Source organism: Streptomyces sp. Isolate_45, assembly GCF_024721315.2.
GTDB lineage: Bacteria > Actinomycetota > Actinomycetes > Streptomycetales > Streptomycetaceae > Streptomyces.
Genome location: NZ_JANFAK020000008.1, coordinates 85,657 through 106,833, shown reverse-complemented (window position 1 = coordinate 106,833; position 21,177 = coordinate 85,657). Strand labels below are relative to the sequence as shown.

At 70.3% G+C, this 21,177-nt stretch carries 9 protein-coding genes; 7 read left to right on the top strand and 2 right to left on the bottom strand.

Going from position 1 to position 21,177, the window contains the following annotated elements:
- Positions 1-101: 101 nt before the first annotated feature.
- From NOD94_RS05110 to NOD94_RS05085, 6 genes are all read left to right on the top strand, one after another.
- On the top strand, positions 102-932 hold the full coding sequence (locus NOD94_RS05110) for a hypothetical protein (protein WP_281204481.1): 831 nt from the start codon (positions 102-104) through the stop codon (positions 930-932).
- Complete coding sequence (locus NOD94_RS05105) at positions 932-2,320, top strand: DNA/RNA helicase domain-containing protein (RefSeq protein ID WP_281204480.1); 1,389 nt, start codon at positions 932-934, stop codon at positions 2,318-2,320. Before NOD94_RS05110 ends, NOD94_RS05105 begins: the two co-directional genes overlap by 1 nt.
- A 74-nt stretch (positions 2,321-2,394) precedes the next feature.
- The gene (locus NOD94_RS05100; protein ID WP_281204479.1) at positions 2,395-2,895 is read left to right on the top strand and encodes a hypothetical protein; all 501 of its coding nucleotides are present in this window, start codon (positions 2,395-2,397) and stop codon (positions 2,893-2,895) included.
- Between the two features lie 27 nt (positions 2,896-2,922).
- The gene (locus tag NOD94_RS05095) at positions 2,923-3,123 is read left to right on the top strand and encodes a hypothetical protein (protein WP_281204478.1); all 201 of its coding nucleotides are present in this window, start codon (positions 2,923-2,925) and stop codon (positions 3,121-3,123) included.
- The gene (locus tag NOD94_RS05090; protein WP_281204477.1) at positions 3,120-3,470 is read left to right on the top strand and encodes a hypothetical protein; all 351 of its coding nucleotides are present in this window, start codon (positions 3,120-3,122) and stop codon (positions 3,468-3,470) included. The genes NOD94_RS05095 and NOD94_RS05090 overlap by 4 nt, the downstream gene beginning before the upstream one ends.
- On the top strand, positions 3,467-3,925 hold the full coding sequence (locus NOD94_RS05085; RefSeq protein WP_281204476.1) for a Pycsar system effector family protein: 459 nt from the start codon (positions 3,467-3,469) through the stop codon (positions 3,923-3,925). The genes NOD94_RS05090 and NOD94_RS05085 overlap by 4 nt, the downstream gene beginning before the upstream one ends.
- 68 nt (positions 3,926-3,993) lie before the next feature.
- Here NOD94_RS05085 and NOD94_RS05080 read toward each other — a convergent pair whose 3' ends face one another.
- Positions 3,994-4,869: a hypothetical protein gene (locus NOD94_RS05080; RefSeq protein WP_281204475.1), complete on the bottom strand. Its 876-nt coding sequence runs from the start codon at positions 4,867-4,869 to the stop codon at positions 3,994-3,996.
- Positions 4,869-5,651 (bottom strand): ParA family protein, encoded by a 783-nt coding sequence (locus tag NOD94_RS05075; RefSeq protein WP_281204474.1) that lies wholly within the window; start codon positions 5,649-5,651, stop codon positions 4,869-4,871. Before NOD94_RS05075 ends, NOD94_RS05080 begins: the two co-directional genes overlap by 1 nt.
- Positions 5,652-5,965: 314 nt before the next feature.
- On the opposite strand from NOD94_RS05075, the gene NOD94_RS05070 reads away from it, so the two are divergent.
- The gene (locus NOD94_RS05070; RefSeq protein ID WP_281204473.1) at positions 5,966-21,130 is read left to right on the top strand and encodes an SNF2-related protein; all 15,165 of its coding nucleotides are present in this window, start codon (positions 5,966-5,968) and stop codon (positions 21,128-21,130) included.
- Positions 21,131-21,177 lie beyond the last annotated feature (47 nt).

The window sequence follows — 21,177 nt, the reverse complement described above, 5'->3', positions numbered from 1 at the left end:
CCCCCCCCCCCCCCCCCCCCCCCCCCCCCCCCCCCCCCCCCCCCCCCCCCCCCCCCCCCCCCCCCCCCCCCCCGCCCTTTCCCGAACGGAGGTCCCTCACCATGCTCTCCAACGTGCGCGACAAGGCCGGGCGAACCGCGACCCTGGCCGGGTCCACGCTTCTCACCTGGGGCCTGCTGGCCCCCGACGTCATCCCCGGCCCCGGCCTCCTCGCCACCACGGCGGCCGCCGGAATCGGGCTGGCCACGAACAGCAGGGTTCGGCGGGCCCCCAACGGCGTGCGGGGCACGGCCATCGCGCTCTACGCCGCCCCCCACGCCGGGGTGGCGGGCCTGCTGGTCTGTGAACTCCTGGCACCTGCCGGCGCGATGTCCCACCTCGTCCAGGCGGGCCTGATCGCCCTGTGGAGTGGTGCCACCTGGTGGATCCGTCCCGGTCTGCTGGCCCGGGAAGTCGCCGAGGAAGCGGTGACGCAGGAGGTCGCCGAAGTATCCGAGCCCGAGGAAGAAGCTGTAGTTGACGAGCCCGACCCGGTGTACGCCTCCCCCGAAGCCCAATGGTGGGCCGAGGAGATCGCCACCGACGGTGGCATCGCCCCGCACACCGTGCTGCTGGCATTCCGCAAACTGACCCCGGAATGCCTGGCGCTCATCATCGGCGCCGCCCAACGCGGAATGCCCGTACCGGAAATGTCCAAGGCCGGGCTGTCGGCCAAATTCGACGTGCCCGAGGAACTGATCGAGACCGGGCCCGTGCCCGGTCGTGGTGCCAACGTGGCGCTCGTCATCGTCGGCCACCGGCCGCAGCTCGCCGAACCCGAGGTGGACGTCGACCGCGACGAGGAGACCTGGGCCGAAATCGCCGAGGTCGCGATTCCCGGGGTCACGTTGGTGGAGGCCAACACCTACGAACTGCGAAGGGAACTGATCTGATGGCCGACGTGCTCAAGGAGTTCGTCCTGCGAACTCCCGCCGGCGGGGTGAAGAGATACGACCACGATGCGCTGTGCGACCTCCTCGAAGTCGACGACCGATCGCGGGTCATCTTCGAGCAGGGCGCAGGACGTGAGGCGGTCGTGCGGATCTACCCGTCGAATCCGCTGATGCATATGGCGGAGATCAGCGTCGATGACCTGCTGATGGACGACCGCGGCCGCATCACCCTCGGCACGTACTACGACGGAGCGCGCCTCCGATTCAGGCTCTTCGACCCCAAGACGGGCAACGCCCAGAGGGGCGCGATCTTCGGGACCACGGGCGCCGGGAAGTCCCGACTGCTTCAAGCGATCCTGGCCGCCTGCAAACGCTCTGGCATCGTCGTCCACCTGGCCGACCTCAAGTCGGGCCAATCGGTGCCCGAGGCCAGGGGGCAAGTCGCTACCCGGGTCACCACGCAGTACGAGACGATCCTCATGCTGCGCGGCCTGGTCGCCGAGGCGCAGCGCCGCATGGTCGCCTACGCCGAGATGGGCCGCTCGGGCTTCGTCATCAACTCCCCCGACCCGCTGACTTACGGCATCGTCGACGAAGCCAACCGGCTCCTGGAGAAGAACGCGCCCTTCCGCGCCGAGGCTGCCTACCTCATCAAGGAACTCGGTCGCACGGGCCGCAGCGTCGGCGTCGGCATCATCATCGCCGCGCAGGCGGGCCACCTCGACGAACTCGGCGGGTCGGACACCCTCCGCGCCATGCTCAAGGAAGGCGAAGTGATCCTGCTTCGCTGGAGCAGCAGCATGATGCAGCAGCTCGTCGGCGACGGCCTCATCCCGCGCGGCGCGGCACTCCAGCCGATCCCCAAGGTCGTGGGCGAAGTACGGCGCGTGCGCCGGTTCAACGAGTCGGCCGACGACGAGAACGACGACGTCAATAGTCAGGGGATGCTCTACCACCTGACCGGGACCCGCCCCACCAGCATGGCCCGGACCTACGTCGTCGGCTCCGTCGCCCCCTGCCCGGGCTACGACCCCCTGATCCTCGCCCTGTACGGCGACCGCCCGCCGCCCGGCGAACCGATCGACCTGATGGCGTTCGTGACCGAGCAGGAACTCGCGGCGGCCAACGGTGACGACAGCGCGAGCAACACCCCCGCAGACGCCTCGCCCGACGTCACGTCGATGACGACCGCCCAGCGGATCGTCGCCGTACTCGCCCGCACGCCGGACGGCCTGAGCGAGCCAGACCTCCTGGAAGCCCTCAACGCCGACGGCGGCCGCGAGATCCGCCGCGGGACCCTGCGCACCACCGTCAGCACCCTGCGAAACGAAAACCTCCTGGCCCGACCCGACGGCACGGGACGCATCGTCCCGGCCCCGGCCAGCTGATCCCACCGCAGCACCAGGGCCCCGGAGACCGCTCCGGGGCCCTCCTCACCCTCCGGCACGAAAGGAGCACCGGCATGGTGCCCGAGCGCAACACCCCGATCAGCGACGAGTCCGAGGCGGCCGCCGAGGCCCGGCGCCTCATCGAGGACGCCTACCGCCCCGCCCCCACCGTCCCGACCTCCTACCGAGACGACACGCCCCTCCCGCTCGTCGGCACCGCCCCGCCCCACCCCCAACCCGGGCGGCCGCCCATGAGTCAGCGCGCCGCCGACGCCAGCGGCATGATGCTCGCCGCCGGCTACACCTCCGTGCTGCTCGGCGGCTCCGCATCCCTCGTCCTGTGGGTCGCCGGCCACGTCGACCCGCTCGTCGTCGCCCTCGTCGTCGGAGCGCCCGTCGCCTTCCTCGGCGTACTCTCCCGCGTCTTCAAGAGCGCCAAGGCCGTCGTCGCGGCCGCCCCGACCGAGCACACCCACCTTTACACCGGCACGGTCATCCAGGACCACCGCCAGAGCACCGCGATCAGCACCACCCGCGGCCTGGTCGTCCGCACCCACAACGACCTCCACAACTGACACCCACCCACGCGCGGAAGGGCCGACATGTTCGTCATCCCCAGCACCCGCAAGAACCGTGAACTCAACACCACCATCCAGACCCTCCACGACCGGGCCGAAACCAACCGCCGCTGGCACTCGGAAGCCCAGCAGCGCATCGACCAAGCCCTGGAACTCCTGGAAGAGCAGGACACCGAACAGGCCCAGCAGCTCCGCGCCGTACGCAAGGGGGACGAACAGCAGTGACTGCCAACGCGAGCACCGAGACGGAGACCGTCTTATCCCTCGTCCTCAAGGCCCACGGCGGCACCTGCGCCTGCGAGGGCATCTGCGGCGAGCACGCCGGTCAGCGCTGCGGCTCCAGCAAGCTCAACCGCCACGGCAGGACCGGGCTGGCGGCAGCCCCATACCCGCCGCATACCACCGACGCGGCCAACGCCGCCGCCCCCCTCTCCGAACTCCGCCCCTGGTGCCCCACTTGCCTGAAGGGCGCCCTGAAGATCCAGCGGGAACACGTCGCCGACCGACGGCACCGCGAACTCGAAGAGAGTCAGCTCGACCTCTTCGACATCGGCAAGGGAGCTGCGGCATGAACGACCCGACGGACATCACTCCGCGCCTGGAAGCTGCAAGCGCGACCGTGCTCGCCGAGATCTCCCGCACCGACGCCAAGAGCGCGGTCCTCCTCACTGCCTTCAGCCTCCCCCTGGCCGTGCTCGTGGCGAGTATCCCCGGACGCTCCCTGTCGGGAGTCGCCGCCGCCCTCAACGCCGCCGGCGCGGTCGGCCTGATCCTCGCGATGCTCGTCGTCCTCATCGTCGTACGACCCCGCCTCGGCCGGGTCCTGCCCGGCAGCTACCTCTACTGGGCCAGCGCAACCCCCGAGGAAGTCATACAGGACCTTCAAAAGCCGACCCATCGAGTCGAGCACGTCATGCAGCTCTCCTCGATCGCGAGGCGCAAGTACCGGGGTCTCCAGATCGCCATCGACGCCACCGGCGCATCGCTGGTCCTCCTGGGCCTCGCGCTCTTCGCGACGCTGTACTGACGTCCCCCGACACACACAAAAGGCGGGCCCCCATCCACGGATGGGGGCCCGCCTTTTGTGTTTCGCACCTACGGGGCTGGCGTCTGTTCTTCCTCAGCGGTCGGGGGCCCGACCGCCGCCTCAACCGCAGTCGGGCTTTCGGTAAAGGAGACTGCCACGCCCCCCGCCGCAGCCAGTGTTTCGATCAGAGACCGCAGAGCTGGCCGAGTGCGTTCCGGGTCGTGCGCCAACGCTGCCTGGATCGTAGTGGCGTCGAAGGCCTTGGCAGCTCGGGCAAGTGCCTTCACCGCCTTCGCCGCGTCCGCGGAGATCGCGGGGGGATTCCCGTCCTCCTCCAGCGACCCGAGGTACGCCAGCACGGCATCCTCGGTTCTGGCCTTGTGCCCGGCGGCTTCCCTCGGGAGGGCTTGGACCGCACCCTGGACGTGTGCCGCCGTCACCGTGGCGCCCTTGACCTTGATCAGTGCCAGATAGAGGTAGACCGCCGCCTGCACGCCGTGTTCCTCAACCACGGGGACCAGCTCCCAGGCCTGCCCGTACCTCAGCTTTCTGGAAACAATTGTTTCCAGTCCCCCGCCGGGCTTCGCCGTGTGAAGCGCCTCGGCCACCCGCCAGGTGCGGATCAATTTGCCCGCGTACTGCGGTGTGATCTCCCACCGCTCCTGCGTGTACTCCTCGAAGGTGCCGAACTGCCCGCGGTACAGCTTGGCGTCGCGCACCACCTGAAGGGCCTTGCCGGCGGCGAAGAATGCCAGGTTCAGGTTCTCGATCGCGCTCTCGCACTTGAGGAGCATGTCTTGCTCCGGGGCGATGAGTGTCGGTGTGTCGGTGAGCTGCTTAGTCGGCAGCTTGTCAGAGGCTCCGAGTGCGCGCGCCAGCTGAACCGCGTTATCGGGCCGCCCGGGTGCTGCCGGTGCCCCGTTGATGGTGATCGGCTTCCCCATCAGAGCATCTGCTCCATCGTCAGGGCTACGCGCATGAAGTCCTCGCGGCCGTTCAGAGCGGTGCCGCTCATCCGGTACTCCGTAACCAGCGTGCCGTTCTCGTAGGCGTGCTCATGGAGGGTGTATCGCCGAATCGGGTCGGCGACCCTCGGATAGTTCCGCTCGTCGATCCAGGCCTTCACCTTGTTCAGCTGCTTCTCGCCCTTGTCCTTGCCCGGGTCGTGCATGTTGATGACGACCAGGAACGGGATGGCGCGCGGCTTGAGGATGCGCTCGATGGTGAACTCGCACTCATCCCACGTGATCTTCGACGGGGTGATCGGGACGATGGCCAGGTCGGCCACGTCCAGCACCTCGCGCAGGGCATCAGCCGTGCGACTCTCGCCGAGCGGGTCCGCGCCCCATTCTGCGTCGGGGTCGATGTCCAGGAAGCCCGGGGTGTCGATGATGATGCGACGACGGTCGGGGTCGGCGATGATCCCCGGCAGGATGCCGAGCTTGCTCTTGGTGACGACGTAGTCGAAGGGGAGGGCCTCCTCGCGCACGCCCGCACACCACTTCTCCAGGGTCCCCTGGACGTCGATGCCAGCCGCCACGATGGGCGCACCCGTCGCTTCGTCGGCGTTCGACATCACCGCTGAGCGACCCGCACACGCGGCCACGTTTACGGCGATGGTGGACTTTCCAGCCCCGCCCTTCTGCTGGATGACGACGACTACCTTCGCCGTTCTCATGCCAGTGCGGGCGGCCGTGTCGACGGCCGATTCAAGGGTTGCGGTCATTCTCTGGCGCCTTCCGTGATTTCACCGCCGGATGCGGCTACTCGGATCGCGCACAGCTTGCCAGATGATGGCGGTACGAGCGCGCACCGCTCCCGAAGAAGGCTCGTAGTCTCGTTCGGCCCGAGTCGCACGACCTGGAAACAATTGTTTCTAGCGATCAGAACTGCCGGGAAGTGTCTGTTGGTGATCCGGGATCAGAGGGGGTAATTACTCGCGGTGTTGGTGACCTTGGTCTGTAGGGTCCCTTGGATACGGGGTGGCGCGCGCACTCGTCCGCGCCGCGCCGAGAGTGTGGTGCAACGGGGAGGTCACACATGGGGGAGCGGTTCGCGACACCGGGGGAAGTGCGGGAGCACTGGTTCGGCGGTGGTGACACCTACCGGATCACGGAGACGAAGTCCGAAGCCGAGGAACGCCGAGCTGTCGCACGTTCCCGGGCCCACCGCTCTCGCGACGAGGAGCTGGTCGGGGAAGCCCTCGTCATTGCCAGTGTTCAGCGCACCACCCTTCCTGTGCCTGATCAGTACCGGTGGGGCGTGTTCCATGCCGGGACCGCACTGCCCGTGCTGATGACGGAGGCCACCGCCGGTGCCGCGCAGGCCCGGGCTCTCGCGGAGGCGCTCGATGCCTGGCGGGACCCCGAGAGTGGCGAGGCCTTCGAGTGGGGCAGCGATGGCCTGTCGGATCGGCTGCGGTCGCCGTACGGGCGCGGGATGCTCGATCAGGTCCGGGGTGTGGAGCCGGGGGAGCGGTGGGCGGCGGAGCCGCCGCCGGCCGAGACGGACGCGTACGAGACCGACGACGGGCAGACCTACACCTACGCCCAGGTGGACCGTGAGCTGAGGGTCTTCGCGCCCGGCGGCCTGCTGGTCGCGCACGGCACGAGCCGCTTCGATGCGAACACGAAGAAGGAAGCCTGGATCGGCGAGAGCCGCGACGGGCGCCGCCTGGCCGGTAGGTGGGAGCGCCACTTCGTCGAGCACGCCGTGCAGCAGCACCTGATCGCGCAGCGGGAGCCCGCCGACCGTGACCCGCTGTGGATCCACTACAGCTCCGGCCGTGCCATGGTCCACGGCAGCGACCGGTACGACCAGGACCTGAAGAAGCTGATGCGCTCGGCCGGGTTCACGTGGAGCGGGAACGCCAAGGCCTATGTGACCGCGAGTACGACACGGCCGGTGGCCCGGGCCCAGAGCGTGGACCGGCTGGCCCGGGCACTGTACGAGGAGGGCCGGGCGGTCGAGATCCGGGCTGACGAGGACCGGCTCCGCGGAATTTTCGCGCCCGCTATCACCCCTAACCCGGGCGCCGTCGGCGTGGCCGCGGCCGCCGCTGGGGGTGTGGCCGCTGCTGCTGCGGCTCCCGTGCCGGCGCCGGAGCCCGCCCCGGTGGTGGAACCGCGGGACCTGACGGACGATCTGCTTGCCGCGGAGCGGGCGCGGTTGACGCGCGAGCGGGACGCGGCCGTGTGGGGCGGCACCAAACGCCGCCGTCTCGACGAGCAGCTGGCCCCGCTGAACGAGGAACACAGCAGGCGGATCGTCGCCTCCTACCAGGGCCGGGCCGACCCGGACGGCATGAGCGAGGAGGAGCTCACTGCGGAGCGGGAGCAGCTCGCGCAGATCCTGCGGACCCCGGCGTACGGGCGTGACCCGGTGAACGCTGCCCAGCAGGAACGCGCCGATCTGCTGGAGGCCGAGTACGGCCGCCGTCTCGCCGCCGAACTCGAAGCGCGGCTGCCGGTTCTCCAGATGGGCGACGACGACCTGCACGCCGAGGGCGAGACGCTGGCCAAGGGCCGCTACGGCGCCTACCCGGGCCCGTCCCGCGAGGCCTTCGAGGCCCGTCGCGGGGCGGTCGGCGTGGAGATCGCTGACCGGAGCCTGAGGACCTGGGAGCCCAGGCAGACTCCGGCCGGTGAGCTCGACGACATCGAGCTCACCGAGGCGATCGAGGCCCTGCGCTCCGAGCGGCTGTACGACGCCGCGTTCGCCGGCCACTTCCCCTCGAAGCAGCGCGTTGAGAAGGCGCACGGGGCGCGTCTTGAGGTCTTGCGGGTCGAGCAGAAGAAGCGCGACACGGTTGCGTACGAGGCGCTACTCAAGGCGGACGGCCGGATCCGGACCGAGCCGCGCTCCTACAACGCGGCCCCCGACGATCCCGACGTCACCGTCTTCATCGACGGCCGCCGGTACGCGCATTTGACCGCGGGTTATCCGTCCTGGACGGCCTCGATCGACCTCGGGCGCGGCCTGAAGGAGAACACCGCGTGGCGCACCGAGGCGCTGACCTGGATCATCGCGCAGTACGAGTCGTCCCCCCATACCCGCGACACCCGCACCTGGGGGCCGGTGGCCGATGTCGAGCTGCCGCCCTCCCTCGTGGAGCACCTGATCACCCGCAACAGCAAGTACACGGGGGCCAATGAGTCGGAGAAGTACCTGCTGGACCGGATGGTCAACTCCCCGCGCACCCAGTCGTGGGACGAGAACAGCAACAAGATCATGGTGCACATCCTGGATCTGCCGGAGCGGACCCTGCCCGTGCTGGAGCAGATGGGCCGCCGCCTGGTCGCCGAGCTCGACAACGAGCTCGACTCCGAGGACCGCAAGACGAAGGAGCGGGCCAAGCGGGCCCGCCCCAACGTCCTGCGGGGCCTGGACGACATTCGCGAGACAATGACGACACGCGGCCTCGTGCCGCTGACTGACGTGGCCGCCGCACCGGCGCCGCAGGACGGGGAGGCAGACGGTGAGCGAGTACGAGCAGATGGCCCGACGTCACTGGACGACGTACCGGCCCCGGGAACTGGCGCAGATGCCGGACCCGGAGGAGTTCTTCGCGGAGTTGGCGGCCGCGGTGCAGGAGAGGATCGCGGAGCTGACGCAGCAGCGGATGGGCGAAGCGATGCAGGAGACGGATCACGAGCGGCGGGCCGGGAAGCTGAAGGCCGCGCAGCAGATGGCGAAGGAACAGGCCCTTCGGGAGATCGTGCTGGTGGAGCCGGAGGAGGAGAGCCGGGACGCGGAGCTGCCCCGGTAGCGGTACGCTTCCGCCCGACCTCGCAGGAAGACCTGGCGCCGGCGGGGGAGCGGGCCAAGGCCCACGCGAACCTGGCAGCCGTTCGCACGCTCAAGCAGGTGCAGGCCGCAGAGCGTCCGGCCACCGCCGAAGAGCAGCAGATCCTGGCCCGCTGGTCGGGGTGGGGCTCGGTGCCCGACGTCTTCGCCGCCCGCCCCCAGCAGGACGACCCGGCCTACGGCCCGGGTGGCGAGCGGGAAGGCGGCTACGCCGCGGCCGCCGCCCGCTGGGAGGCGCTCTCTGACGTCCGCGACCCGCTGCGCGAACTCCTTGACGGCGCCGAGTGGCGCGCGGCCGCAGCCTCCACGCTCTCCGCCCACTACACCCCGCCCGAGGTCACCGCCGCCCTGTGGCAGGCCCTGGCCGACCTCGGGTTCGACGGCGGGGAGGTCCTGGAGCCCGGCTCCGGCGCCGGGGTCACCTTCGGCACCGCCCCAGACAGCGCCCGGATGACCGGTGTCGAGATCGACCCCACCAGCGCCGCGATCTCGCGCCTCCTCGCGCCCGGCGTCACCGTCCTGAACGAGTCCTTCGCCGACACCATCGCCCCAGACGGCAGCTTCGACGTCACCGTCGGCAACGTCCCCTTCGCCCGCCTCACCCTCTTCGACCCCAAGCACAACAAGGCCCGGCACCGGATCCACAACCACTTCCTGGTGAAATCGGCGGCCCTGACCCGGCCCGGCGGGGTAGTCGCCTTGATCACCTCCCGGCACACGTTGGACGCCGAGCGTGACGCGGCCCGCCGTGAACTCTTCGAGAGCGCCGACCTGCTGGGCGCGGTCCGCCTGCCGAACAAGGCCTTCGCCCGCTCCGCAGGCACCGACGTGGTCACCGACATCCTGATCCTGCGCCGCCGTACCGCGGAGGAGATGCCCGGCGACGCGGGCTGGGTGACCTCCACCCGCCGCGACCTCGACGGCAACACGCTGCCCGTCTCCGACTACTTCACCGCCCACCCCGAGCATGTGCTGGGCAACCTCACCAGCCGCATGGGCGCGCACGGACCGGAGGTCGCCGTCGATGGAGACCCGGAAGTCGGCGTAGCCCTGAACACCGCCCTGCGGCAGATCACCGACAAGGCCGTGCTGGACCACCGCGGCTATCAGCCACACCCCGACGGCCCGCACCGGCCCCTGCTGCGGCTGAGGCCGGCCGCGCAGGTCACCGACTTCACCGGACGGCTCTCTGCCGATGCCGACGGCCAGCTGTGGCAGGCCAACAGCAACGGCGACCCCATCGCGATCGAGCTGCCCGAGACGGAGCACGCCCAGCTCACCGCACTCATCGCGCTGAAAGACCTGGTGCGCGGGCTCAACGACCTCGACCGCCGCGCCACCGACACCGGCCTGGCCGACGCCCAGCGCCGCCAGACCAAGGTCGCCTACCAGCGCTACGTCGGCGAGTACGGGGCCCTGTCCCGGCCCCGGCAGCAGCAGAACGCCACCGTCAAGGCCGACGACGGCGCCGAACAGAAGCGGCTGACCGGCTACGGCTACTTCCTCAACGACCCCTCCGCCTACGAGGTCCTGGCGCTGGAATGGTGGGAGGCAGACACCGAGACCGTCCACGTCTCCCAGCTCCTCGACCGGGCCCCGGCCACCCGCCGCAGTGTCCTCGGACAGCACACCGACGACCCACAGCAGGCCCTGACTGCGGTCGTCGCCGAGCGCGGCACCGTCGACCTCGACCACATCGCCTGGATGCTCCAGGTCGAACCGGCCGAAGCCCGCCGGCTTCTGGCCCGGAACGTGTTCACCGACCCGATCACCGGCGACCTGGTCCACAGTCCCGACTACCTCTCCGGCGATATCCGCACCAAGCTGGCCATCGCGAAGCAGGCGGCCCGCCGCGACCGGACGTACGAGACGAACGTCGCTGAACTCGAACGCGTGCTGCCGCGCGAGCTCCTGCCCGGCCAGTTCGCCATCCGCTTGGGCGCGGCCTGGATCCCCGATGACATGGTCCAGGACTTCTTCCGGGGCTATCTGGGCGACGCGCACCTGACGATCCAGCACTCCGGCGGCGGCAACTGGCACATCCTCAAGGGCCGCAACCTCGCCGAGGAGGATGAACTCCGCCACAGCGCGGGCGGGCTGGGCCCCCTCGCGATGGTGTCCAAGGTCCTCAACGGCGGGGCCATGGCCGGGCGGCCCTCGGACGACGAGGAAGCCGCACGGGCCGTCCGCGTGAAGGCGGACGCCTTCCGCGACGCTTTCGAGGCCTGGGCCCTGGACGACTCCCTGCGCGCCGCCCGGATCGCGGAGGTCTACAACACGCGGATGAACGCGCGGGCGGTGCGCGACTTCACAGGCTCCGCCCCCTCCCTGGCCGGACTCGATCCCGACTTCACGCCGTACGACCATCAGCTCGCGGCCGCCGCCCGCATGGCGCACGAGCGCTGCCTGGTCCTGGCACACGAGGTCGGCGCGGGAAAGACCGCGACCATGACCATCGGCATGATGGCCATGCGTAACACCGGGCAAGTCGACAAGCCGCTGGTCACGGTCCCGAACTACCTGGTCGAGGAGTGGGAGAGCACCGTCCGCCGGCTCTTCCCGACCGCCCGCATTCTGGCCTTGACCAGTGCCGACCTGGAAGACGGCAAGCGGGACCGGATGCTGGAGTACATCCGGGCCAACGACTTCGACCTGATCATCACCTCACACAGCCTCTTCGACTCGATCCCGCTCAGCCCGGAGTTTCACGAGGTCTACAACAACACCGAAGCCCGCCTGCTGCGCGAGCAGATCATCCATGAGCGCAAGCGCGAGGGGAAGTCAGTCAGCCTCAAGGCGCTCGAAGAGCGCGCCGCGCAGTTCGAGGAGGAACTCAAGGCCCGCGCGGGCGCCGTCCGTACCCCCGGCCAGGTCTACCTGGACGACCTGGGCATCGACTTCTTCGCGGTCGACGAGTTCCACGAGTACAAGAATCTCGCAGTCCGCTCGAAGATCCCTGGCGCCCGCGTTAAGGGCTCCGCCAAGGCGCAGCACCTGCACGGGGTCCTGGAGTGGGCCCGGATGAACAAGCCCACCGGCCCTATCGGAGTAGTGGCCACCGGCACGGTGCTGTCCAACGCGATCGGTGAGATTCACGGGGTCGGACGCATGGCCAACCCGGACCTGCTGCGAGACATCGACGCCGAGACCTTCGACGCCTGGGCCAGCATGTACGGCAAGACGGTCGAGCGGATGGAGATGACCACTGACGGCAAGGGCTTCAAGTCCGTCGAACGGTTCGCGTCCTTCCATAACGTCCCCGGCCTGGTGCGGCAGCTGTGGCACCCGCTCGTCGACTTCAAGAGCGCCGAGGAACTGGGCCTGGAGCTGCCCCGCCTCAAGGGCGGCGAGCCGGAGCTCATGCTTGTGCCAGCGACTGCCGACCAGCTCCAGCGCATGCAGGAGCTCGGCGAGCGCTACGCGGCCTTCCATGAGGGGGGCGTCGACAAGAGCGTCGACAACCCCCTGGCGATCAACAATGACGCCCGCGTCATCGCCATGGACGGCAGGCTGATCGACGCCGACGCCGAGCCCGGCAACAAGCTCGTTGCCCTCGCCGATCGCATCATCGCGACGTACGAGGAGACCAAGGACAACCGCTACAACTACAGCGCCACCGACGATCGCCCCCACCCCGTTCCGGGCGCGCTGATCGGCGTCTTCCTCAACAACGGCACCCCAGGCGGCAAGAACCGAGGCGGCTTCAACGCCTACCAGGAGCTGAAGGACCTCCTCATCGCCCGCGGCATGCCCGCCGAGAAGGTCGCCTTCGTCCACGACGCCGAGCGCGCCGACCAGCGCCTGAAAATGGCGCACCAGGCCAATCACGGTGGCATCAACGTCGTGATCGGCTCCACCATGCGCATGGGCAAGGGTGTGAACTGGCAGAACCGAATGACGAGTCTGTTCCACGTCGACCCGGACTGGCGTCCCTCCGACATGGCCCAGCGCGACGGCCGCATCGTCCGTAACGGCAACCAGAACAAAGAAGTCGAGATCGTCTGGATGGCCACGGAGGGCACCTTCGACTCCCGCATGTACGGGCTGCTGGCCACCAAGGCCAAGGGCTTCAATCAGCTTTACAAAGCCCGCCTGGACGACATGAACGACGAGATGATGGAGGTGGAGGATGCCAGCCTCCCCTACGAGGAAGCCATGGCGATCATCTCCGGCAATCCCTACCTGATTCAGCAGGAGGATCTCCGCAAGGAGCTGCGGACCCTGGACCTCGACCAGCGAAACCGGGCCACCCAGCGCGCCATCCTCGGCAAGCGGCTCAACGAGCTCCGCATCGACATCGAGAACCTGTCCTACGACATCCCCCGCCGGGCCCGCGCGCTGCCGCTGCTCGAACCGGTCCTCGGCGACGACTTCCACATCACCCTCGCCGGGACCCAGTACACCAAGCACAAGGACGCGGCCGGGCCGCTGATGGACCTGCTGACCGGCGTCGGGCAGAGCCTGCCCGCCGACCGAGACAGAACCCGGGACGCGAAGATCGGGCACCTGGGTGGCCTCGACCTGATCGCCGTGGCCTACCGCGAGGACGACGGCACCGTCTTCGTCCGACTCCACCTCGACGTCCTGCCCGGCATCGTCCAGCGCTCCACCCTCGCCGAACTCGCCGACCTCAAGGGGGAGACCGTCCTGGGTCGCTTGGTGAAGAGCATCACCAGCGCACCTGAGCGGCAGACCGAGAGCGAAGGGAACCTCGCGACCAAGCGCATCACTCGGGACAAGCTGCTCATCGAGCGGGAGCGGCTGCGCGGCCAGGTCCCGGGGCTGGGCCGTGTCCGGGAGCGCAAGAGCCTGGTGGACAACCTGGTCGCGGCTCAGGCCACACTCAACAAGATCAGCAAGCCGAAGAAGGACGAAGCGGCCTCCGTCACGACCAGCCGCCACGAGGCCACCGCCCGCCGCGACGACCTGCAACAGCGACTCGACAACCTCACCGCCGAACTTGCCCCCGAGGCCTCCACAGAGGCGGGTTCGGTCCTGCGCGACATGGACGACGTCGGTCCCCGACTCGACCCTGCCAACTACACCCCCGTCCAGCGCGAGGCCGAGGCCGCACTCCTGCGAGCCCACCTCATCGTTCACGGCCACAACCCCGAGGTCGCCGCCCGCCTCGCCGCGCTCGGCGGCACCACCGACCTGCTCCTGCCCGAACCCGCTCCAGAACTTGCTCCCACCCCTGCCCCCACTCCCGCTTCGGGTCCACAGCCCACCCCGGAACGCCCGCAAACTCCCCTGGAAGGCCTGATGGCAGGCTTCGGGGACCGTGTCGTACTCGGCCACGTCGGCGGCCCGCCAAAGATCGAAGAGGCCGGCTCAAGCGGCGGCGGCGCACCTGCCGATGAACAGGCCGAGCAGCAGCTCCCGGACCCCGAATCTCCGGCCCCGGAGCCCGCACCGGCACCGGCGCCGGACAACTCCGGCACGGCCGAAGGCGACCCCGAGCCGGACGCCGACCCGTACGGAACAGCCGACCTGTTCGACACGTTCGGACTTCCCCTGCCCGAACGCGGCCCGGCCCCGGACGCGCCTGCCCCCGAGGAATCGCAGGAGGAAGCCGAAGGCATCCCCGAAGGACAGATGACGCTGGAGGAGGCCGGTCCCCAGAGGGGTGACGACGGGCGGGACCGGCTCACCAGCACGGACGGCCGGCTTACCTTCACTCTCCTGAACGTGCCCGCCGACGCCGGTGTTCTGCCCGAGACCGTGGAGGCCTACCACCGGCGCCGCGAGGAGTTCGCCGCGGTCGTGGCGGCCCGTAACGCCCAGAGCGCCCAGAGCTCCGAGGAGCGCGACCGGGAGCTGGCGCGGTGGCAGCGCGGCTACAAGGCGGCCAACGGCCTGGAACTGTGGAAGCCGGTGCCCGCACTGCGCCTGACCCGGCGGACGGACGCCCCGGGCCTGACGCCTGCGGAGTACGCCCTGGGCTCCTGGGTGACCTGGCAGGACACGACGTCCGGCACACCGGTCACCGGACAGGTCATGTCGCCCGGCGCGGCCGCGAACACCTGGTTCGTCAGCACCGGACGTACCGCCGTGACCGGTGAATACCACGTGCTCGCCCGCGACGGGAAGAAGGCGACCGGCTACAGCTACAGCATCAACGGCGCCACGACCGACCTCCGTCCTGCGGCCGGGCCGCCCGCCCCGGCACCGTTCGAGAGCCTGCCGGCGGTGGACTCGATCCCCGCCCGCCCCGTCCCCTCCTACGCCGACTACGTGCCGAAAAGGGGCATGGCCATGGTGCGCGAGCCGGTGACGGTCCTCGTCGGCCCGGACGAAGTCCGCGGGGACGAAGTGGTCTTCCCGGTCACCGTCGACGGCATCCCCTTCGTCGTCACAGCCCACCCGCACGAGGCCTCGGGCACCCTGATCCACGTGCTGGGCGTCGAAGTCGACGGACAGCTCGTAGCGCGGACGGTATGGAGCGTCGAGAGCCGGGCCTCCGTCGTCGAAGCCGCGGTGCGGATCGCCCGTACCAACCGCGAACTCGCCGACAAGCCGCTCTACGCCCGCGGCAGCAACCACCGCCTGGACGTCGCCGAGGACGGCGTGTGCGCCCGCTGCAACCGACAGTTCGATGGCGACAGCGGGGAACAGGAGCTGTACCGGGTCGACGGCGGGGAGCCGACGTGTGCCCCGCACATCGCCTCCTCCCTCGACGTCGCCGTCCGGGAAGTGGAGGAACTGGGGCTCGCCCGCCGCATCCGGGCAGCCCGCACCGCACCCGAGCCGCAGCCCGACACTGCCGCCGCCCCGGCCGAAGAACCCCCGGCTCCCGACCCCGCGCCAGCGCCGGAGGAGCCCCGCCTCGTCGACCGCGCCACGGTGGGCCCCGGCGACCTGGTCACCATCCCCCTGGGCGTGCCCGGGGGCGGGCGCCTGGATCGGGAAGTGTCCGGCGCCGCCCGCATCAGCGGCATCCTCTACCCCGCCTACCGCGACTACCGCCCGCGCGCCGTCCTGCTCGACTCCGTCATCCACGACGCCGACGGCAACGAGCTGGCCACCGGCGCGGACACCTCCGTGCACGCACTGCCCGCCCAGGTCCACCTCACCCCGGCCGGACACCGCGCAGACCTGCGGCCGGAGACCCGCACCGCGGGACAGATCCGCCTAGGCGACCTCATTGCCGATGGCGGCACCCGTGGGGAAGTGGTCACGGAGGTTCACTACGCCTCGGACCCCCGCGGTTCCAGCGGCTTCTCCAGCCGCGACATCGCCAAGGGCACGGTCAACGGGTTCTCCCTGCGCAACAGGGAGGAGGTCTTGGTCGTACCGCGCGAGCGCCGCCGGCCGCAGGATGTGGCCGAGGTGTTCGGCAGGCACCAATGGCCCTCCGAAGTGGCCGTGCAGACCCGGTGGACCGTGGCGAGCCACGCCGACCTGGACCGGGAAGCCAACCGGCTGTGGCCGGACGGCGACGGGCCGCAGGACGAACTCCGGGCCCTGCGCGAGGCCGTGGCCGCGATCGACACCGACGCCTCGGGCAGGAAGGCCTACCGCGCCAACGCAGCCGCGATGACTACCGCAGCGGCCGCCGCCGCGACCCTCTTCGACGCGGTCGACGACACCATCCGCTACCGCGGACTTGGCAAACCCCTACACCGGCTGCGCCAGCACCTCGACGTGCAGATCCACCGGCTGCACGCGGATGTCACCTACCTCACCGAGCGGGCGGCCGCCGCTCCTGCGAACCCGAGTACCGCCGACGAGCCCACCCCACCCGCCCCAGAGAAACAGCGAACGCAGGACCAGACAGCCGAACGCACCCCAGGAGGGGAAGACATGGCCTCCAGGGGCGCAAGCGAGACGGAGCAGCTCGGGTTGTTCGGCGATCCGGCACAGGACCCGGCCGAGGGCCCGGCGGAGCCGACGACGGCCACAAGCAGCGGGGCCGTTCCGGCCGAGACCGCTGCGCCCCTCGGACTCGCCGGTACGGGGGTGGAGGGCAACAATGCGGCGCCGGAGCCCGCTGAGGAGGCGCCCGTGGTCGTCGACGTCAACACGCTGGCCGTCAGCCCGCGGGTCCGCGACGGGGAGCCGTCCTCGTACGAGTTCACCGTCACAGGCCCCGGGCTGACCGTCGGCGAGTACGAGATCTCCCACGACGCGCAGGGCAGGGGTGCGCGAGGGATCATGTGGCAGGCGTGGTGGCACGGCGTAGAGCCCTCGGGCCGGTGGGACGTGATCAACATCGGCTTCGGCAAGGGCAGGAGCGCCGTCCTGGCGGCCGTCACTGCACATGCGGCCAAGGCCGACGGGGACTTGGCCGCCGGGTTCACCGTCGCCCGCCGCATGGAATATGACGCCGGGCTGTGGCTACTGCCGGAGGTCGAAGAGTCGGAGGCAATCCAGTACCACCCTGACGGCTCGTGGACGATCACCGCCGCGACCGGCGCCCCCTACACGGTCCGCCGGGAGTGGCGAGGCCGTACCGCCTCCGGTGGGCTGTCGCCGCTCCTGATCGAGGACCAGGCTGGGACCTTGGTCGCATCCTGCACCGCCGTCGACAGCTACATGTCCGCATGGGAGCCGATGCTCGACCGACTCCGCCTCCACGCCACGGCGGTTGCTGACGAGGTGCAGCACGCGACAGCCGTCACCCTCGGCGGCCCGGGCCGGGACTGGGTCGAGGCGTGGTGTGTGTGCAGCTGGACCGAGCGCACCGACGTCGCCACGTACGCCGACCGGACCCCCGCCGGTGAGGCCCTGGCTCAGGCGCACCACTCGGAGACGTCGACAGCGGATGCGGCTCCGCAGCCCCTCGCAGCCGTGGTGGCGCCGACACCGGACGACGCCACGCAGACCGAAACCGCTCAGGCACCGCCCGCCGCTGAACTGCCGGAGCTGGATGTGGTGCTCCTGGACGTGGGCGTGCCGCCGCTCGACCCCGCCGAGCCGTACAGCACCGACGAGGAAGCGCAGGCGGATATCGACCGGCTGGGCGAGGCGTTCGCGCGGTGGGACGCGCTGCCCACGGTCCAGCGCTACTACGACACCGACCGGCAGCAGCGGCCCGACGGCAGCGGCGGCCCGACCAACCCCGTGGCCCAACTGTCGGCGGCGTACCAGGGAGCCGAGCAGTCCCTGCGTAATGGCCCGGCGGGCTCGCCGGACGACCTGGTGCGTCAGGTCCGCACGGTCGCGGTCTGGAGCGGCGCCCTGGAAGCTGCCGCTGGGGAGGAGCTGGCCGCCCCGCTCGGCGAGCTGAGTGCGGCGGCACACGGACTCGCTGCCCGCTCGCAAGCCACGATCGAGGCCTTCGCCGCCGAACAGACGTCGCCACAACCGCCGCCCGACCTGAGTGCCGTGGCGCCGGATCCCACACCGGCTCCAGCGCCAACCAAGGCGCCGGACACCGAACCCGCAGCAGAGCAGAGCATGGACGAAGTGGCACCCGCGGCCGCCGTGCCGGCCGCGCCTGAAGGCGAAGAGCAGACCCCGCTGGAGCTCCCGGCCTCAGAGCCGTTGCCCGAGGAAGTACCGGCGGCCCAGGAAGGCGCCGTCGGCGACGGCGCCGAGTTCGAGGATCCACCCGAGCCGCAGCGCTTCAGCACGTCGATCCCCCTGGACTACGAGGAGCACGTACTGGTCCTGGAAGGCGAGGACGGTGGCGGCTACGACCGGGGTGAACTGCGCCGAGAGGGCCAGAGCATCGCCACCGTCCACCGCACGTTCAGCGGGCAGTGGTACGCCCGGATGCAGCTGGACCCGCCAGACATCACGCGGGCGGTTGACGCTCCGCAGACCGCGGCCGAGCAAGCGGCCGTCATGTTCTCCGTCTTCACCAGCACCCCGTTGGGGCCTCCCGTGGTCGCCGCCCAGGGAGACGACGTCCAGGCCCGGCTCGACCAGGTCCGCGGTGAGCTGCGCGAGTTCGCCGCCGTCCACGCCCGCAGCATCGAGACTGCGGCGCGGCTGATCTCACCGGGCTACGCGCAGAGCCCCCTCTATGTGGAGCTCGCCGCCCGGCTCGCCGACGTTGCCAACTCGCAGGGGAGCGGAGTGCGGATGATGGCCGCCGACCTCGGCGGCGTCGAGCGGGCCGTGAACGAGTGGGGCGCAGCGCTGCCCTCGTCCGCGAGCAGCGAGATCCGGTCGGCCATGGTCTTTCCCCTCGCGCACGTGCTGTTCGACGTCCGCCAGCTCCAGACCCGCCTCCAGGCGACCGTGGAGACGGCAAGGCAGGAACCCACCAGTGCAGCAGCCGCGCAGCAGTCCGTCCCCGCACCCGACCCGGAGCACGCTGCAACCCCGACCTCGAACCAACCGCCTGCCCCGAGCCTCGACCTACCGGAGGACCCCCAGATGGCCACACCCGCACCTCCCACGACACCCGAAGGCGCAGACACCGCACCCCAGACTCCACAGGCCTCGCCGGTTGCTGTGACCACCATCGACGAACCCTTGGGCGCTGAGCCGGCCGAGGTCCGCGAGATCGATGTCGAGGACCCGCCCGCTCCCCGCCCCTTCACCGAGGTCTATCCCCTCCCCGATGATCCCTCGTACGAGCTCCACCTCTCCGGCCTGGACGGCCAGGCCGCCGACACGGGAGAACTGCGCCGTGACGGCATGGCGGTCGCTCACCTGGGTCTGACTGCCGAGGGGTGGTGGGTCGCGCGGCAGAGTTCTGACGGCATGGCGGCGGATGAGACGAGTCCGGCCGCCACACCGCAGGAAGCAGCAGCCCGGGGGGCCGTCATGTACGCAGTTCTCGCCGGAGCCCCCTACGGTGCCCCGCCAACCGCGGTGGACTCCACGGACCCCTCCACGGCGGCGGACATGATGCGTCAAGAACTGTCGGCCGCTGCCAAGTTGCACCGAGGGCGGATCGCGGACGCGGCGGGAAGCCTGACCCCGGATTACCGACAGATGCCCTACTTCCAGGCCGTGGACGGATGGCTTGCCCGCCTGGGGGAAGCGGTGGGCGACCAGCACGGGGCCGTGCAGATGAACGCTCACCTCGCGGCGGTCGAGCGCGCCGCCAATGGGTGGGGCTCTAGCTTGTCGGACACCTCCGGCGACGTAGAACGCCGCACGATGGCCTATCCACTCGCGCAGTTGCTGCATGACACCCGATGGCTCCAAGGGCGCCTCCAGACCACAGTCGACGCCCTACGGGCCGCAGGCGCCACGCCGCAAACGGCTGATGCCGCGCAGGCCCCGCAGAAGCCCCCTGTCGTCGAGGAGAAGGTCGCCGCTCAGGCAGAGCCCTCCGTGCCGGCAATCGCTCCCGAGGGACCGACCACCGGCACGCCCACCCCCGGGCCTGCGCACGAAGGTGCGGACACTGGGGCCGCAGTCCTACCCGAACCGCCAACCAACCCCTCCGCCCCCGTCGAGCAGGCAGCGGGTACGGCCGAAGCGAGCGACAGGCCCGCCGAATCCAACCGCGAGCGTGGTACGGAGGAACCCTCCGAGGGGCCCGGGGAAGCAGCTCCCGCCGACGAACAGGCGGACGCCGTCGTGGCAACCCAGGTCGCCCCTGGCACCGAGCTCCCGCTGACGGTCTCCGCCGCTGGAGCCGCCGACACACCTGCGCCGGATCCGAGCGTGGACCTGCTGGCGAAGTTCCGAGAGGTCCGGAGGGCTGTGGACGCCATCGTGGCCCGAGGGGAGGGTGCGGCCCTGGACGCCGATGTCCGGAACGACTTGATCACCCTTCAGACCCTCCTCGGCGAGACGGTCGACGATGCCCCGCCGGTCACCTCCGCGGGACCCGAGCCGGCGGACACTACGTCGGCGACCTCCGAGCCCGCGGGGGACAACCCGTCGGAACAACCCGATCCCCAACAGGCCGCCGCAGCGGTGAACACCGCGCTGCGGCACGCCGACGAGCACGCCGTCTCCCTCCAGGACCTGCCGGAGTGGCAGGGGATCCAGACGATCCGGGGCGCGTTCGGGCACCTCATGTCCCGCCTCAAGATCCGTGCCGGTGAGCACTTCGACCGGCTCATGGGCGACGAACGGGTCGGCAGCTTTGTCCGGGATCTGTCGGCACGTGTCTGCGACAAGATCGCGACACTCGCTGTAGCCGGGGCCGACTGGCTGCGCCGGGACCATGAGGGCGGCCGGAACACAAACCAACCCAGCGCGGAAGCGCTCCTACGGCTGGGCGACGCCGCGCACGCGTTCAGCACGCCCCAGGCTGACAAGCGCAAGCCGGGGGTGATCGTGGACGTTCCGGCCATGCGCAAGATGGGCGAAGCTCTTGCCCGCCCCATGCCAAGTGCCCGAAAAGTGTCCGCCTCGGCTGCCCGAAGCCGCTCCAAAACCGGGCAACGGCCGACGAAGAAGTCGCCTTCCGCAGGCACGGACCAGACGGCGCACCTGCGACGCGGCGGCCCGGATCAGCCGCAGTCCAAGAAGCCCCAGCGATAGCATTCTTGTCCCCGAGTGAGTGTGGGCCCCCGTGATCTCACGGGGGC

Bases quoted from the DNA above. Each gene is read 5' to 3' on its own strand.
- NOD94_RS05080 (WP_281204475.1), bottom strand. From the start codon at position 4,869: ATGGGGAAGCCGATCACCATCAACGGGGCACCGGCAGCACCCGGGCGG.
- NOD94_RS05070 (WP_281204473.1), top strand. From the start codon at position 5,966: ATGGGGGAGCGGTTCGCGACACCGGGGGAAGTGCGGGAGCACTGGTTC.
- NOD94_RS05095 (WP_281204478.1), top strand. From the start codon at position 2,923: ATGTTCGTCATCCCCAGCACCCGCAAGAACCGTGAACTCAACACCACC.
- NOD94_RS05085 (WP_281204476.1), top strand. From the start codon at position 3,467: ATGAACGACCCGACGGACATCACTCCGCGCCTGGAAGCTGCAAGCGCG.
- NOD94_RS05105 (WP_281204480.1), top strand. From the start codon at position 932: ATGGCCGACGTGCTCAAGGAGTTCGTCCTGCGAACTCCCGCCGGCGGG.
- NOD94_RS05075 (WP_281204474.1), bottom strand. From the start codon at position 5,651: ATGACCGCAACCCTTGAATCGGCCGTCGACACGGCCGCCCGCACTGGC.
- NOD94_RS05110 (WP_281204481.1), top strand. From the start codon at position 102: ATGCTCTCCAACGTGCGCGACAAGGCCGGGCGAACCGCGACCCTGGCC.
- NOD94_RS05100 (WP_281204479.1), top strand. From the start codon at position 2,395: ATGGTGCCCGAGCGCAACACCCCGATCAGCGACGAGTCCGAGGCGGCC.